The organism is Thermomonospora echinospora (assembly GCF_900108175.1).
In the GTDB taxonomy this organism is placed as follows: Bacteria; Actinomycetota; Actinomycetes; order Streptosporangiales; family Streptosporangiaceae; genus Thermomonospora; species Thermomonospora echinospora.
On sequence record NZ_FNVO01000003.1, the window covers coordinates 134,495 to 150,720 of the forward strand.

General features: G+C 73.6%; 13 protein-coding genes. 5 read left to right on the forward strand and 8 right to left on the reverse strand.

All coding sequences use genetic code 11. The annotated features are described in order from the left end of the window. Positions 1-10 precede the first annotated feature (10 nt). From C4U03_RS08130 to C4U03_RS08140, 3 genes are all read left to right on the forward strand, one after another. Positions 11-1,363, forward strand: a complete 1,353-nt coding sequence (locus C4U03_RS08130) for an SWIM zinc finger family protein (RefSeq protein WP_103937074.1) — start codon at positions 11-13, stop codon at positions 1,361-1,363. Beyond that, complete coding sequence (locus C4U03_RS08135; RefSeq protein ID WP_103937075.1) at positions 1,360-4,038, forward strand: DUF6493 family protein; 2,679 nt, start codon at positions 1,360-1,362, stop codon at positions 4,036-4,038. Before C4U03_RS08130 ends, C4U03_RS08135 begins: the two co-directional genes overlap by 4 nt. Positions 4,039-4,157: 119 nt before the next feature. Further along, a complete protein-coding gene (locus tag C4U03_RS08140; RefSeq protein ID WP_103937076.1) occupies positions 4,158-4,700 on the forward strand; it encodes a methylated-DNA--[protein]-cysteine S-methyltransferase in 543 nt (180 codons plus the stop codon). A 48-nt stretch (positions 4,701-4,748) separates the two neighbouring features. On the opposite strand, the gene C4U03_RS08145 is transcribed toward C4U03_RS08140, so the two are convergent. After that, entirely contained in the window at positions 4,749-5,180 is a 432-nt protein-coding gene (locus C4U03_RS08145; RefSeq protein ID WP_103937077.1) for a phage holin family protein, read from the reverse strand. A gap of 144 nt (positions 5,181-5,324) precedes the next feature. On the opposite strand from C4U03_RS08145, the gene C4U03_RS08150 reads away from it, so the two are divergent. Then, on the forward strand, positions 5,325-5,888 hold the full coding sequence (locus C4U03_RS08150; RefSeq protein ID WP_103937078.1) for a hemerythrin domain-containing protein: 564 nt from the start codon (positions 5,325-5,327) through the stop codon (positions 5,886-5,888). 215 nt (positions 5,889-6,103) lie between these two features. Here the strand turns inward: C4U03_RS08150 and C4U03_RS08155 are convergent, their stop codons facing one another. The 6 genes from C4U03_RS08155 to C4U03_RS08175 form a co-directional block, all read right to left on the reverse strand. After that, positions 6,104-7,024 (reverse strand): oxidoreductase, encoded by a 921-nt coding sequence (locus tag C4U03_RS08155; protein WP_103937079.1) that lies wholly within the window; start codon positions 7,022-7,024, stop codon positions 6,104-6,106. Positions 7,025-7,199: 175 nt separating this feature from the next. Next, the gene (locus tag C4U03_RS08160; protein ID WP_103937080.1) at positions 7,200-7,688 is read right to left on the reverse strand and encodes a glutathione peroxidase; all 489 of its coding nucleotides are present in this window, start codon (positions 7,686-7,688) and stop codon (positions 7,200-7,202) included. A 92-nt stretch (positions 7,689-7,780) separates the two neighbouring features. Next, on the reverse strand, positions 7,781-7,939 hold the full coding sequence (locus tag C4U03_RS41070) for a hypothetical protein (protein ID WP_200827134.1): 159 nt from the start codon (positions 7,937-7,939) through the stop codon (positions 7,781-7,783). A gap of 272 nt (positions 7,940-8,211) precedes the next feature. Then, on the reverse strand, positions 8,212-8,367 hold the full coding sequence (locus C4U03_RS41075) for a hypothetical protein (RefSeq protein ID WP_200827135.1): 156 nt from the start codon (positions 8,365-8,367) through the stop codon (positions 8,212-8,214). Positions 8,368-8,456: 89 nt separating this feature from the next. Further along, a complete protein-coding gene (locus tag C4U03_RS08170) occupies positions 8,457-8,759 on the reverse strand; it encodes a hypothetical protein (protein WP_103937082.1) in 303 nt (100 codons plus the stop codon). 50 nt (positions 8,760-8,809) lie between these two features. Next, positions 8,810-10,000, reverse strand: a complete 1,191-nt coding sequence (locus tag C4U03_RS08175; RefSeq protein ID WP_235017713.1) for an LCP family protein — start codon at positions 9,998-10,000, stop codon at positions 8,810-8,812. A 155-nt stretch (positions 10,001-10,155) separates the two neighbouring features. On the opposite strand from C4U03_RS08175, the gene C4U03_RS08180 reads away from it, so the two are divergent. After that, entirely contained in the window at positions 10,156-12,120 is a 1,965-nt protein-coding gene (locus C4U03_RS08180; RefSeq protein ID WP_103937084.1) for an ABC transporter ATP-binding protein, read from the forward strand. A gap of 187 nt (positions 12,121-12,307) precedes the next feature. On the opposite strand, the gene C4U03_RS08185 is transcribed toward C4U03_RS08180, so the two are convergent. Beyond that, a complete protein-coding gene (locus C4U03_RS08185; RefSeq protein WP_103937085.1) occupies positions 12,308-15,880 on the reverse strand; it encodes an AAA family ATPase in 3,573 nt (1,190 codons plus the stop codon). Positions 15,881-16,226: the final 346 nt, after the last annotated feature.

Consider the following 16,226-nt stretch of genomic DNA (forward strand, 5'->3'; position numbering starts at 1 on the left):
ATTTCCGGGCATGGCTACGGCACAGGCATATGCCTACACCCGCCCGTCCGGGCTGGCCGGGGATCAGCTCGGCCTGTCGACCTCCGGCGGCACCACCGACTCCGGCCCCAAGGCCCACCCCCACTTCTTCAGCGGGCTGCTGACCCAGGCCGCCCCGGCCGCGGCGGCGCTGCTCGGCCTGGCCGACGTGGCGCAGGCCCGCTACCACCAGCCCCGGCCCACCTCCATGCGCGACCCGGTGGTGACCTGCAACGGCGACCGGCTGCGCATGGAGTCCTTCTCGGCCTGCTGCGGCGTCTACGCCCGTCTCGACGTCCTGGAAGGGGCGCTCGACGGGGAGGTCCTGGAGCGCGGCACCACCAACGTGGACGTCAACGGGCCGCTGCGCGAGGCGCTGGCCCGGGTCGGCGGCTCCGACCCGCTGCACCTGGCGGTCGGCGCCGACGAGCTGGCGGTCACCACGCTGGACGGCGCGGTGGTGGAGAAGAAGGTCCCGCTGCCGGACCGCTGGCTGCGCGGGTTCGCCGAGGTGCAGGTCATCGCCTCCGGGTTCGACCTGCGGGCGGAGCTGGGCCGGGCGGAGGCGGTGCGGTTCCTGCGCGCGCTGCCGCAGAACCCGCGCGTCGAGCAGTGGGCGGTGCCCGCCGGGCGCACGCTGCGCCTGACGTCCCGGCCCGCGCCGGGCGCGGTGTGCCTGGCCGGGCCGCACCGGCTCGCCACGGCCCTGCCACTGCTGCGCTTTGCCCGCGCGCTGCGCGTGTACGGTCCCGCGGTCACCTCCGGGTCGCCCCCGGTGGCCAGCGCCTGGGAGCTGGAGCTGCCCGGCATGCGCTACGTCCTCACCCTGTCCCCCGAGGTGCGGCGCGGGTTCTCCGGTGAGGGCGCCGTGCTGGAGGCGCTCGCCACGGACGAGGCGGCCTACGACGCCGACCTGGTAGGCGCGCTGCTGGCCTTCGAGCCCCGGGTCGAGCCCGACCTGCTGGCCGAGCGCGCCAGCCTGCCCGCCGGCCGGGTCCGCGCCGCGCTCACCCAGCTCGGCACGTCGGGCCGGGTCGGCTACGACGCCGCCGAGGCCGCCCACTTCCACCGGGAGCTGCCCTACGACCCGGCGCGGGTGGCCGCGATGAACCCCCGGCTGCGCTCGGCCCGCGCGCTGGCCGACGACGGGGCCGTCCGTTTCACCGACCCGGACCTGGCCGTGGTGACCAGCGACGGGCGGCCCCGCCAGGTGCGCTTCGAAGGCGACCGTGTCTCGTGCACCTGCCCGTGGTGGGCCGACCACCGCGGCGGCCGCGGCCCCTGCAAGCACGTGCTGGCCGCCAAGCTGGTACGCCAGGCCGACAAGGAGATGAGCCACCGATGACCGACTGGAACGACCTGCAGAAGGCCATCACCGCGGGCAGACAGGAACGGGTGGCCGACCTGATCCTGGCCATGGGTCCCGAGGACCGCCACGCGGCCGCCGACGCGCTGCCCGGCCTCCTGAGGAAGCTGCGCGAAAAGCACGGCCGGATCGACAGGCATCCGGCCTGCGCGCTGCTGCTGGCGGGGGCGGGCACCATCGGCGGCCCGGCCGCCGCCGCGACCTGGGTATGCCGGGCCGACCTGCGGTTCTGGTGGGTGTCCGGCGACCAGGCCCGGCGGCCGGCCCGCCTGCTCGCCCGGCTCGTCGAGCAGCGCACGCCGCAGTGGCGGGCCGAGTTCACCCGGCGCCTCGCCGACCGGCTGCGCCCGCCCGGCTCCAGATCCCAGGACGAGATGCACTGGCACATCGTGGCCAGGCTCGTCCTGGACACCGGGGACGAGCCGCCGGCCGGTGACGCCTTCGTCGCGGGCTGGGTGGAGTGGGGGGCCGAGCCCGGCCGCCTGATCGACGACCCGTTCCTGGACGCGATGGTCCCCCGGATGTTCGAGGCGGACGGCATCGGAGCCCTGCTCCAGTGGGATCCCGTCGAGGCCGGGGGGACCCGCTGGGCCCCGTCGCTGGTGCGGCTGGCGCGGGACGGCCGGCTCAAGCGGGAGATGCTGCTGGACGGCTGTGTGCGCCGTTTCCTGCGCGGCGGCCGGGCCAATGAGCTGCGCTGGTTCGCAGGGCTGCACGACCTCCTGGAGCCCACGGTCGAGGAGGCCACGGCACGGCTGCGCGACTACGTCCGGCTGCTGCCCGCCGCACCCGGCCCGGTGGCCGAGCTGGCGCTGCGGGAGGTGCGCCGTGCCGACGACGCGCGGGCGCTGGACGAGGCGTCGTTCACCGAGGCCGCCGAGTCGCTGCTGTTCCGCCCCGAGAAGAAGCTGGTGGGCCGCACGCTGAGCTGGCTGGACCGCACGGCCCGCGGGCACGACCGGGTCGACGCCACCCTGCGGGCCGTCACCACCGCCTTCGTCTCCGAGAACCTCGATCTGCGCGAGCGGGCCGTCAAGATCGCCGCCAAGCACGCCGGCCGGGCGGGCGAGGACGCCCGGCAGGCCGTCCGGGACGCCGCCGCGGACCTGCCCGCCGACCTGCGCGCCCTGGTCGCCGGGTCCTGCGGTGCGCTCGACGACGCCCCCTTCGCTCCGCCGCTCGTTCCGGAGCCGCCGCCGTTCGTGCCCAGGCGCCCGCCGGCCCCGATCGCCTCGCCTGAGGAACTGGTCGAGGAACTCGTCGTCCAGATCCGCGAGCATTCCTGGTCGCCCCTCGAACGGCTGCTGGCAGGGGTGGTCGAGCAGGCCCACCGCAACCCCGAGGGCACCCAGCGGGCGCTGCGACGCATCATGCCCGAGGTGGCGCCCTGGGCCCTGGACGAGCGGACCCTTCTCGATGGCGACTACCCGGCCGTGTACCTGGCCGCCGGCGCCCGTGCCGTCGTGATGCCGGAATACCGGCACCCGACGTCGGCCTCGATGGCGGCGTTCCTGCACGAGATGCCCGAGTCACGCCGGCGCGAGCCCTACCGGCACCGGGACCAGGCGATCATGCACCGGTTCCTGGTGTGGCGGACGAACTCGGCCGTCCGCTCCGTCGGCAGGCTGCCGACGCTACTGGCGGCCCCCACCGAGGCGAACGGCCACATCGACCCCGGCACGCTCGTCGCGCGGATGGCGCTACTGGAGGAGGCCGGCGTCGAACCCGATGTGGTGGACCTCAACCAGGCGCTGCTGCGCGTCCCCCGGGAAATCGACTCCGGCGCGGTGGCACGCGCACGCCTCCTGTCCTCCCCCGCCGGGCAGACCCTGGCCAACTGGCTGGCGACCGGGGGGCTGCCCGACATGACCGTGACCTGCCGGCCCGTCACCATGCTCGAACGCGTCTACCAGGGCTATCCCAGCTACGGCTACCAGGACGTCCCGAGGGAGCGGCTCCTGGCCACCGTGACCCCGCCGCCGGGCATCCCGCATGTCATGTCCAGGCTGTGCGGCCTCACCCAAGACGGGAACGGGACTCACAAGTCCTTCGGCCACTACTTCTACGGTGAGACCGGCTCATGGCCCTCGCTTCTTCCCTCCCACCGCGAGGTCACCGCAGCCCACCTGATGCCCTACCTGCCGGAGTGGGTCGACGGCCGGCACGGCCAGGGCGCCACGCTGCTCGCTCTGGCCGAGGCCGACGGCCCCGCCGGTCCGGCGACGGCGACCGCTCTCGCCTACGGCCTGGCCGCCCAGCACCAGCAGGAGCGCTCCGGCGCCGTGGACGCCCTGCTGGCCTTCTGCGGACGCGGGCACCTGCCGGCCGCCGAGCTGGGGACCGCCCTGGCCACCCTCGTCGATCTGGAGGGCCTCAAGCTCAACCGCGTCACCGAAGCCCTCGGCGACGCCACCCGCGCGGGCGCCCACGCCGACGTCTGGACGGCGATCGCCGCCGCCCTGCCCGGCCTGCTGCCCGCCCCGGGCGAACGTCCCGCGACCGGTCTGGCCGACCTGATCGCCCTCGGCACCCAGGCCGTGGAGGGCACCGGCGCCCGCGGCCACATCCCCGAACTCGCCGCCGTGGCGGCCCGCGGCGGCTCCAGCCGCCTGGTCCGCGAGGCCGCCCGCCTGCACCGGAGCCTGACCCCCTAACGCCCTGACCCCGGCACCCGACACTCCGCCGCACCAGGCGGCGAACGCAGTGTTGGTGATCTTCGTCCGGGTGCCGGGGGCGGGAGCTAGCGTGATGAGCGGGTGAAGGAGGCCGGTGGATGGACGGGACGGTGGCGTTCGGGGCGGTGGACACGCCGCTGGGGCGGATGCTCGTGGCGGTCACCGGATCAGGGGTGATGTCGGTGGACTTCCACGACTCCCCCGCCGCGCGGGCGCGGGTGGCGGAGCGTTCCGGCCTGACCCCGGTGGACGATCCCGGCCGGGCCGGCGCGGCGACGGAGGGGCTGGCCGCCTACTTCGCCGGGAGGTCGCGCGAGTTCGGGCTGCCGGTCGACTGGCGGCTCACCTCACGGGTGCAGCGCCGGGTCCTGCAGACCCTGTACGAAACGGTCCCGTACGGGAAGGTGCTGACCTACGGCGAGCTGGGCGACCGCAGCGGCATCGGCGTACCAGCCCGGGCCATCGGCCAGGTCATGGGCGCCAACCCGATCCCGGTCATCGTGCCGTGCCACCGGGTGGTGGCGGGCAACGGGCTGGGCGGTTACAGCGGCGGCTCCGGTGTGGAGATCAAACGCTGGCTGCTGACCCTGGAGGGCGCCCTGCCCGCCACGTTCGACTGGGATCCCGAGAGGGGCCCCTGACGGCGTGCGGGGGCGCCGCCCCGGGGGCGCGGCCGGGGCGGTGCAGGCTCAGTGGTGGTGGGCGTGTTCCTTGACGGCCTGGACGTCCCTTTTCACCGACTCGACGGTGTGGGCGGGCATGGGCGGGACGGCCTTGCGGGTCTGGGCCCGGCCCATCAGGGCCATGATCCCGGCCGTCGCCAGCAGGACCGCCGCCACGATCAGCGCCGCGGCCCAGGCCGGCAGCACCAGGTCCAGCGCCAGGACGATCGTGGCCAGCAGCGTGCCCGCCCCGAACAGCGCGGTGATGGCGGCCGCGCCGAACATCCCGGCGCCGCGGCCGGCGCTCTTGCCCTTTTCCATCAGCTCGCTGCGGGCCATCCGCAGCTCCTGCTGCACCAGCTCGCGGACCTGGTCCGACAGCAGCCGCAGCAGCTCGGCGACCGACTTGTCCTTGAGGGGCTCGGTGTCGGTCCTGTCGTCCAGCAGCTTGTGCGCCACGGATTCCACCTCCCTGGGTAACTACGAGTGAGCGCGCCGACCCCTACCCAGCGAGCCGGGATTATGCACGATCGGGCCGGGCGCCCCGCCGTTTGCCGCCCCGGGCGGCGGGTAGGGCGGCGCCATCGGCTGGAGGGAGGACATATGCAGGACGGGCAACGCGACGTCATCGCTGTCCTGACGCACGACCACCGCGAGCTGGAGGAGCTGTTCGACCGGTTCACCGCGCTCCCGGTCACCGACACCCGGACCCGCCGGGAGGTGACCGACCAGGTGATCATCGAACTGGTCCGGCACGCGGTCGCCGAGGAGCAGTATCTCTACCCCGCGGTGCGCCGGCACCTGCCGGACGGCGACCGGATCGCCGACAAGGAGATCGCCGACCACGCGGCGGCCGAGCGGACCATGAAGGAACTGGAGCGCATCGACACCGGCGACCACCGGTTCGACGACGTGTTCGGCCGGTTGGAACGGGAGGTCCGCGAGCACATCGCCGAGGAGGAGGACCTGCTGTTCCCGCGGCTGAGGTCCGTCTGCGACGGGGAGACGCTGGTGGACCTGGGCGCCAAGGTGGAGCGGGCCAAGAAGACGGCGCCGACCCGTCCGCATCCGAGCACCCCCGACACGCCCCCGCTCAACAGGCTGCTGGATCCCGGCACGGGCCTGGTGGACCGGGCCCGCGACCTGGTGGCCAGGCGCGGCAGGTAGAGACGGGGCCGGTGCAGCGGACCGACCGGCTGGGCGGCCCCGTCCCCTTCCGCTCGGGGTCGTCCAGCCCCGGCGCGCCCGGCCCATCGGACTCCGGACGGGCGCTGACGGGCTCGTCCCGCTCCACTAGAGCCACGTCCCAGCCCTGACACTCCGCCAGAGCCACATCCCGGCCCCGACGCTCCGCCAGAGCCCACGTCCGTCCGGCCGGCCGGTCAGGTCGCCGGGGTCTCGTACGTCACGCCGGTGAGCCGCTCGGAGGCCTCCCACAGCCGCCGGGCGGTCTCCCGGTCGCCGGCCGCGGGAGGCGTGCGCACCCGTGTTGGCAGTCCTCGTTGCTGGAAGCCACGCGGCCCGTAGCAGGCGCCGCCGCGCGCGTCCGGCGCGGTGGCGGCGTACAGCGAGGGCAGGGCGCCCGCCGCGTCGCTCTGCGCCACCAGCCGGTTCGCCATCGTCATGATGCGCTCGCCGAGGCGGTCGCCCGCCATCCGCGGCCCGGCCGTCTGCAGGTTGGTGGCCGCGTAGCCGGGATGGGCGGCCAGGCTGGTCAGCCCGGCGATCCGCCGGTCCAGCTCCTTGGCGAACAGCAGGTTGGCGAGCTTGGACTGGCCGTAGGCCTGCCAGCGCCGGTAGCGGCGCTCGCCGTTCAGGTCGTCGAAGTTCATCCGGCCGGCCCAGGCGAGCGCGCTCGTCACCGTCACCACCCGGGCCGCCGGCGCGGCCAGCAGGGCCGGCAGCAGCAGGCCGGTGAGGGCGAAGTGGCCGAGGTGGTTGGTGCCGAACTGCATCTCGAAGCCGTCGGCCGTGGCACGCCGCGGGATCGCCATCACCCCGGCGTTGTTGACCAGGACGTCCAGCGGCCGGGCGCCGTGGCCGGCGGCGAAGTCCCGTACCGAGGCCAGGTCCGCCAGGTCCAGTGCGGCCAGCGTGACGTCGGCGTCCGGCAGTTCGGCCCGGATCCGCTCCAGCGCGGCGCCGCCGCGTTCGGCGCTGCGGCAGGCCAGCACGACCGCAGCGCCGTGCCGGGCCAGTTCCAGCGCGGTGTGGTAGCCGATCCCGCTGTTGGCCCCGGTGACGATCGCGCGCCGCTCGGTCAGGTCGGGAATGTCGGCCGCTCGCCAGCCGCCCATGAACATCGGTCTCCTCCGGTCGGGTGGATCGGCTCCCGTGCGGGCGCCGCCCGCCCGGCGGCGGAGCGGGGCCCGTGTCCTCGGTCTGCGGGGCGGCCGGGATCGTGCGGAACGCGCGTCCCGGCCGCGTCGGAACGGAACGTACCCACTCGCGGCCCGCTCGCCGTCGGACGGGGGCGCCTCAGGCGGGCAGGGCCCGTTCGACGGCCGCCACCAGTGCGTCGTCGTCCGGCTCGGTCTGCGGGGCGAACCGCGCCACCACCGAGCCGTCCGGGCCGACCAGGAACTTCTCGAAGTTCCACCGGATGTCGCCGGTGTGGCCGCCCGCGTCGGGGAAGTCCACCAGCTCCCGGTACAGGGGGTGCCGGCCCTCGCCGTTGACCTCGATCTTCTCGGTCATCGGGAAGGTGACCCCGTAGTTCGTCGAGCAGAACTCGGCGATCTCCTCGGCGGTGCCGGGCTCCTGGCCCATGAACTGGTTGCACGGCACCCCGAGAACGGTGAAACCACGGGGGGCGTACCGCTCGTGCAGCTCCTCCAGCCCCTTGTACTGGGGGGTCAGACCGCATTGGGAGGCGACGTTGACCACCAGCATGGCCTTGCCGCGGTACTGGGCGAGGTCGGCCGGGCCGCCTCGCAGGTCCTGGATCTCCACGTCGTGTACCGGCATGGTCCCGATCTTAGGAGACCGGGGGCGATCCATGGAGGGCCCACGTCACCGTTGACGCGGGCCGCGCGCGTCGGACGAGGTGTTCGCGCCCGTCAGGTCCCGATGTTGCTGACGAACTGCGAGAGCGAATCACCGGCGTCGCCCAGGGCCGAGATCGTGTTGTTCACCACGTCGGCCGCAGCCTGGGGATCCGTCCACAGGTAGAAGATGACAAAGGCGATCGCCGCATAGCGGAGGTGCTTCTTGTTCATCCCGTCGCCGTCCCTCGTGTAGCGCAGTGGCACACACCGACCCATGTCAGATGTGCCCACCTGCATGTGCCCGCAAAGAGACTGTAAGGCTTTCCTGTCCCAAGAGGTACGGGGTCGACGATCGAGTCACTACTTACCCGCAGGTCACCCTCGGACGATGAGATCGGACACACCCCGGCCGGGAGGCGGATTCGGCGGCAGCGCCGTGATCTGGGCGACGAAAGAGCCCCGCGCCCGCCATGGGCACGGGGCCGGAGATTTCCCGCACGCGGTCAGAGAATCGCGCCGAAGAAGGTCGACACCGACTCGGCGGCGTTGCCGAGCCCTCCCGCCGCGCTGGACACCGCGTCGGCCGCCCCGACGGGCCGGGTGATCACGTACCAGGCCGCGAAGGCTAGGGCGGACAGCTTAACCCACTTCTTGTTCATGATCCTCCACTCTCCGTGCTTACATCATCACGCACGGTGCCCATCGAGGGGAGGGGAACGAGGTTCAAGAAAGGGTAAAGAACCCCTGATCAGTCGGCCGAAGACCGGCCTGGTGCAAGGTAGTCGAGGTAGACCGGGCGCAGCGCCTCGGCCACGTCGCCCTCACCGGCGTGCAGGAACTCGTTGATCAGTGCCGAGACGTGCAGGATGTCCGCGGTGCCCTGGGCCGGCTGCCCCGCGGCGGCCTCCGCCGCGGGGATGTCGCGCAGCACCCGCCACAGGAACCCCAGGTCGCCGCGCGCCAGCGCGAGCTTCATCGCCTCGTCGTGCAGTTCCTTGGTCGGCAACCGGTCGAGTTCTGCGTAGTCGGTGAATTCAGCGGCGTCGCCCATGCCAGGACTCTACCGCCGCCGTCCCGTCACTTGGTGACACCGCCACCCCGTCACTTGGTGACGACGCTGCTGGGCACCGGCTTGTCCTCACGGAGGGCCTCGAAGAGGGCCGAGGACTTGGCGGTGTCCCAGCGGACGTAGGAGCCCACCCCGGGCGCCGATCCGAAACCGGCGATCGGCACGGTGGTGGTGATCCCCCCGCCACCGCTGACACTGCGCATCGCCCACATCAGCCGGGCCAGGTCCGACAGGTGGTCGTTCTCGTCCACGGTGAAGTTGGAGGTGGAGTTGAGCGCCAGCGGGACGCCGCGGAACGGGTTGAACATCACCCCGGGGCTGGTGGCCTTGTCCATCAGCGCGGCGAAGAACTTGCGCTGGTTCTGGACCCGCTCCAGGTCGCCGTTGGTGAAGTTGCGGGTGCGGACGAAGCCGAGCGCCTGGCCGCCGCTGAGGGTGTGGCAGCCCGCCTGCAGGTCCAGGCCCGCCTTGGGGTCCTTCAGCGGCCGCTCGACACAGATGTCCACACCGCCCACCGCATCCACCACGCCCACGAACCCGCCGAAGCCGATCTCGGCGTAGTGGTCGACGCGCACGCCGGTGGCCTTCTCCACGGTCTGCACCAGCAGCTTGGGGCCGCCGAAGGCGAACGCGGCGTTCAGCTTGTTGGAGCCGCGGCCGGGGATCGGCACGTACGAGTCGCGCGGCAGGCTGAGCAGGGTGGTGCCGCCGGCGCCATAGTGCAGCAGCATCATCGAGTCGGTGCGCCGCCCGCTGGCGTTACCGGTGGCGAACTCCTTGCGCTGCTCCTTCGACAGCCCCTCGCGGCTGTCGGAGCCCACCACCAGCCAGTTGGTGCCGGGAGTGTCGGCCGGACGGCCCGCGTAGTCCTCCAGGACAGCCTCGCGCCGCAGGCGGGAGTCGAGGTAGAAGTAGCCGCCGACCACCACGACGAGCAGCAGGGCCACCAGCGCGCCCAGCACCCGGGGCCAGCGGCGCCGTCCACCGGCGCGCCTGGCGGCTCCACGCCGGGCCCGAGGCGGCGGCTGCTCGTAGCCGAAGTCGTCCCGGGCGTCGTAGCCGGGCGGGGGCCCGTAGTCCTGGTGGGCCGCTTCCCGACGGGCGTCGTAGGGGTCGTACGCGTCGTAGGCCTCCTCCTGAGGAGGCATGCGCTCGGTCGGCGCGTCCATCCGGCGCTCACGCCGCCCCTGTCGTGTCCAGCCCTCGGGCCACCCGTCGGTCATGCCGTCAAGATATTCAAACCCGGCGGATCGCGCGTCCATCTCTCGCATGACGTCAAGTCATCTCCTCTCGGTGCGATGTGTGATACCTGCCGCCTTTTCTGTCATCCCGGGCGGCACACTTGCTTCTTGTGGTACGGGCGAAGCGGGGGTTGCGGATGAGCGCACGTCGGCGTTTCACGCTGCGCCGGACACGGGGCAAGAGCCGGCGCGGCCGCTCCCAGCCCACACCTCCCGAGTTGCCGGCGCTGGTCGCGCACACCTGGACGGCCAAGGCCGGGGAGATGGCCGAGACGGGGCTGGGCACGATGGCGCGGCGGCTGCCCTCCCTGGTGCTGGGCTCGCTGCGGATGGCATGGCAGGCCAGCCCGCGCGACACCGCGGTGACCGTCGCGCTCAACCTGGCGTCCGGTTTCTTCACCGCGTTCGGGCTGCTGGCCACCACCGGGGTGCTGACCGCGCTGTTCGCCGCAGGGCCGACGCCGGAACGAGTGCGCGCCGCGCTGCCCTCGCTGGTGCTGGTGGCGGTGGCCACGGGGCTGCGGGCCGGGTTCCAGGCGGGTGCGGGCTGGGCGCAGGCGAGGCTACAGCCCCAGGTCGAACGCCTCGTGGAGGTGCGGCTGTACGAGCTCACCACGGCGGTGGACCTGGCGGCACTGGACGACTCGGAGTTCCTGGACGAGCTCAAGCGCGCCTCGGGCCCCGGCCAGACGGCCGCGTCGCGAGTGGTGAGCAGTGCCGTCGACATTCTCACCGGGGCGGTCGGAGTCTTGGCGGCGGCCGGGACGCTGGGCGTGCTGCACCCGCTGCTGCTGCCGCTGCTCCTGCTGACCGCCGTCCCGGAGGGCTGGGCGTCGGTGCGGTCCGCCCGGATGCGGTATCTGACGATGCTGACGCTCGTCGGGGTGCTGCGCCGCAAGTGGATCCTGTCCGACCTGATGACCGAGCGCAGCCACGCCGCCGAGATCCGCTCCTTCACCATGCGGGGCTTCCTGCTGGAGGAGTACGACTCCCTGGCCGCCTACCAGCGCGACATCGAACTGGGGCTGGCACGGCGGCAGACGGCCGCGGTGATGGTCGGGGACGTGCTCAAGGGCCTGTCGCTGGCGGGCGTCTACACGACGCTGGGGCTGATGCTGTGGTGGGGGGCGGTGCCGCTGGCGGTGGCGGGGACGGCCGTGCTGGCCATCCGCACCGGGCAGAGCGCGCTGGCCAACCTGGTCTACGCGATCAACCGCTGCTACGAGGAGGGCCTGTACTTCGGCGACTACATCCGCTTCTGTGAGGAGGCCGAGCGACGCGTCCCCGCGCCGCCCCAGCCCGCCCCCGGGACCCCGCAGGCCCCGCAGCCCGTGCCGGAGTCCTTCGAGCGGATCGTCGTGGAGGACCTCGTTTTCACCTACCCGGGCGCCGACAGGCCGTCGCTGCGCGGCATCTCCCTGGAGCTGCGGCGGGGCGAGGTGGTCGCGCTGGTCGGGGAGAACGGGTCGGGCAAGAGCACGCTGGCCAAGATGCTGGCGGGCCTGTACCGACCCGACGCCGGCGACGTGCGCTGGGACGACGTCCCGCTGCGCATGATGGACGTCGAGCGGCTGCGCGAGCGCATCGCGGTCATCGCACAGGACTACACCCAGTGGCCGATGACCGCGCGGCAGAACATCACGATGGCGCGCAGCGCCGACGAGGACGCGGTGGCCATGGCGGCGGCCGCCGCGGGGGCCGACGAGGTGGTCGCCGACCTCGCCAACGGGTACGACACGCTGCTGGACCGCCGGTTCGAGGGCGGTGCGGAGCTGTCGGGCGGGCAGTGGCAGCGGCTGGCAGTGGCGCGCGGCTTCTACCGGGACGCGCCGCTGCTGATCTGCGACGAGCCCAGCGCGGCGCTGGACGCCCGCGCCGAGCACGCCCTGTTCGAGCGGATCCGCGAGCACGCCGACGGCCGCACCGTCCTGCTGATCACCCACCGGCTGGCCAGCGTGCGCTACGCCGACCGCATCTACGTACTCGAGCACGGCAGGGTCATCGAGCAGGGCGACCACGACACGCTGATGGCCACCGGCGGCCTGTACGCGGACCTGTACGCCCTCCAGGCGTCCGCCTACCGCGTCTCCGCCGCCGGCTGACCGGCCTCCGCCGTCACCTGCGCCCAGCGGCCGGCACGGTGCCGTTCACCCGAAAGACACGGCGGCCACGCGCCCCACCGCTCCTACAGGTACGAGCCGGGGAAGGGTTGTTCGCCGGGGCGGCGGGGTGGTCAGAGTGTCAGGTCTCGGGGCGCAGCGATCATGCACCCCGCCGCACGTGCCACGGCTACAGGTAGGAGCCGGGGAAGGGTTGTTCGCCGGGGCGGCGGGGTGGTAGGTCCTCGGGGCGCAGCAGGCGCACCTGGGCCGTGTCGATCTCACTCTCCCCGCTGGTGATGCGCTGGGCCTGTCGAGAGATGGCCGCGTCCAGCAGGTTGCGGATCAGGCGGGCGTTGCCGAACGAGGCGCTGCGCGGCTCGGCCGCCAGCCTGGCGCGCACCTCCTCCACGACCCCCTCGGCCAGGGTGAAGCCGTTCTGGGCGGTCATGAACTCCAGGATCGACACCAGCTCGTCGGAGGTGTAGTCGGGGAAGCTCAGCACCTTGGGGAAGCGGGAGTCCAGGCCGGGGTTGGAGCGCAGGAACCGTTCCATCTCGGCCTCGTAGCCGGCCACGATGACGACCAGGTCGGAGCGGTGCTCCTCCATCAGCTTGAGCAGCTCGGCCACCGCCTCGTGCCCGAAGTCGCCCTTGTCGTGCCCGGCCATGGTCAGCGAGTACGCCTCGTCGATGAACAGCACGCCGCCCAGCGCCCGCTCGACCGCCGCCCGTACCCGCGGCGCGGTCTGCCCGATGAACTCGGCGACCAGGTCGGCCCGCGACACCTCCACCAGGTGCCCGGACGACAGCAGCCCCAGCCGGGCGTAGACGGCGGCGATCAGCCGGGCGATGGTGGTCTTGGCGGTGCCGGGGTTGCCGGCGAAGACCATGTGACGGGTCGGCGAGCCGATCGGGATCCCGGCGTCACGGCGGATCCGCTCCGCCTTGGCCTCGGCGACCAGCAGCCCCACCTCGTGCTTGATGGTGTCCAGCCCGATCAGCCGGTCGATCTCGGTGAGCGGGTCACCCTCGGGCAGCTGTCCCGCCCAGGCCGCGCCGAGCGTGCCGGGCAGGTCCTCCAGCAGGATCTCCGACAGCGACTCGCCCTCGTCCACCACGTCGTCGGCCAGCACCCGGCGGCCCTGCAGCGCGACCGCCCGGTCCAGCAGCCGGACCATGAGGCGGGCGTTGGCGAAGCCGCGGTCGCGGGGCGCGGCCTGCACCAGCCCGCGTACCCGCTCCAGCACGCCCGGACCCAGGGTGAACCCCTCGTCGGCGGCCTTGGCAGTGAACACCCCGACCAGTTCCTCGTCGGTCAGGTCGGGGAAGCGCACCGTCTTGGGGAAGGAGGCGGCCAGCTCGGCGTTGGCGCGCAGCAGCCCGTTCAGCTCCGCCTCGGGCCCGGCCAGCACCACCACCAGGTCGTCGGGGTACGCGGCGATCGCGGCGACCAGCGCGGCGACCGCCTCGCGCAGCCGGGCCGCGTCCGCCGCCCCGGGGGTGGCGGCCAGGGTGTGCGCGTCGTCGACGAACAGCACCCCGCCGAGCGCGTGCTCGACCGCCCGGCGCACCTTGGTGCCGCTCTCGCCGGTGAACTCCCCCACCAGGTCGGCGCGGTCGACCTCGACCAGATGGCCGGACGGCAGCACCCCCAGGTCGGCGTAGATCCGGCCGAGAATGCGCGCGATCTTGGTCTTGCCGGTGCCGGGGTTGCCGGTGAAGACCAGATGGCGGGACCGGGTGGCCACCGCCATGCCCGCCTCGCGGCGCAGCCGGGCCGCCTTGGCCTCGGCGGCCAGCGCGCTGATCTCCCGCTTGACCGGCTCGATCCCGGCGCAGGCGGCCAGCTCGGCCAGCGGGTCGGCGTCGGCGGTCCGGCCGGGGGTCAGCCGCTGCGGCAGGTCGGCGGCGGTGACCTGGAGGGGACCGCCGCGGGCGGCCGCGCCGGCGGCGCACTGCGCGGCCAGGTGCTCCACCAGCCGGGCGCCGCGCAGGTTGAGCAGCGGCGGGGTACGGGTCAGCAGCACCCCGGCGGTGCGCGCCACCTCCCGGTCGACCGCGGCCCCGCGGGCGGCGACCGCCCGGCGGAACAGCTCGGCGTAGTCGTCCTCGCCGAACTCGCGGGTGCGCGCCATCTCGAACGAGCGCAGCAGCGCCGGGTTGCCGTCGAAGAGCCGTTCCTCCCCGCCCGGCCGGCACAGCGCCACCACGTCCAGCCCGGGGCTGCGGGCCATCAGCCGGCGCAGCTCCTCGGCGACGGCCGGGCCGCACCGCTCGTAGGTGAACAGCTTGTCGAGGTCGTCGACCACCAGCATACTGCGGCCCTCGACGCACTCGCGGACCCTGGCCTGCAGCCACAGCACCGCGTCGCTGACCGGCAGGGACGGGAACACCTGGTCGGAGACCCACAGGGTCTGCCGGATCGCGCCCCTGGCGGTCAGCACCCGCTCCAGCTCGGCCACGGCGGTGCCCTTGCCGGTGCCCTCCGGCCCGGCGATCAGCAGCCGGACGGGCTTGCCGGCCAGGCGCGCGGCGATGGCGTCCCGTACCGCCTCGGCCAGCTCGGGCTGCCCGACGATCGTGTCGGCCTCCTCGCCGGTCTCCCCCTCGGCGGCGCCGTCGGCCGCGCCGTCGGGCGAGGCCGTCTCGGCGGCCGGGGCGGCGAACCGTTCCGCCAGCGGGTTGGCCACGACGCGGCGCGGCTCGAACAGGCGGCGCAGGTCCAGCTGGAACGCCCGGACCGGCACCCGTGCCCGCGGGTTGGTCGCCGCGTCGGGCAGCCCCTGCAGCGCGCCGGTGACGCGTACGGCCATGTCCAGCCAGGCCCGGCACGCGTCGGCCTCCCCGGCGACCAGCCCACGCGCCAGCCAGGTGCGGACCTCGTTCTGCCAGGTCTCCAGTACGAAGTCCGGCCGCAGCGCCCGGACGCGGTCCTGGACGTTCTCGTAGCGGCCGGTGCCGAGGGCCACGGCCAGCTCGGCGGGCGCGGCGGGCAGCTCGGCCTGCAGCACCAGCCGGGCCAGCGCGGTGTCCGGCGGGTCGCCGTCGGCCAGCACGTCCAGCAGCCGCTGGTGGGCGGCGGCCAGTCCCGAGCACGCCCACTCCAGGTAGCCCAGCGGTCCCGTCAGCTCGGGCAGCAGCGCCAGCGTCTCGTCCGGCACGCCGGCCGTCCACAGCTTCTCCAGCTCGCCCTGCGGCGCGGTCAGGTCCTGCTCGCGCGTCTGCGGGTCGCCGGCGCGCCCCTCGAACAGGTCCACCAGGGCCCGGCGGCGCGGTTCCAGCGGTTCGAGCCCCTCGAACACGTCCAGGCAGTCGCGGGCCAGCGCGTACATGACCTCGCGGCGCTCGCGGTCGTCGCCGGCCGGCTCGGGCAGCCACAGCCCCGGCGGGCGCCAGCGCCCGCCCTGCGACAGCCAGGTCAGCGGGTCGCGGACGGCGGGCTCCGGCCGTGCCAGAAACGCCGACAGCAGCTCGTAGTCGATGTCGCCGCGCGACCCGGCCCGCACCGCCGCGGCGCCCAGCAGGAAGGTCAGCAGCGACCACAGCTCGGCGCCCGCCGACGAGGTGCCCGGCCCGTAGAAGTCACTGAGCGAACGGCTCAGCAGCTCGGCGCGGTCGTCGCCGTTGAGCGCCGCGGCCCGCGCGCTCAGCTCCTCGTACAACCCGTCAGGAACCCGCCACGGCCCGTGGGCGTAGACGTCCAGGACGGGTTCGTCGGTCAGCAGCAGTTCGAGATGCTCCGGCAGCCGTGGCGGGCTCACTCGCGTCTTGCCCTTCTCGTGCGGGACTGTACGGTCGCCGGCCGGCGTCGACCGGTGGCAACCCTACGCGACCCTGTCACACCGCGACGTCGAGCGCCCGGCCCTATGCGCGTCCGTGACGTGGACGAGCCCGCCGACCCCGATAACGGATCGCCTACGCCGTGTCACAGGGGTGGGCTGGGACGGCGGCGTTTCGGGTGGCCGCCGGCCGTTCCCACTGGAACTCTCTTTACCCCCCGCACCGGACTGGGGCCGTCGGCACTGTTGGCAGGGGTCTCGGGGTGCTGGATAGTTGACCCATGGAAAGCAACCGCTCCTGCGGCGGTTAGTCGCTTCTACCGGGAGG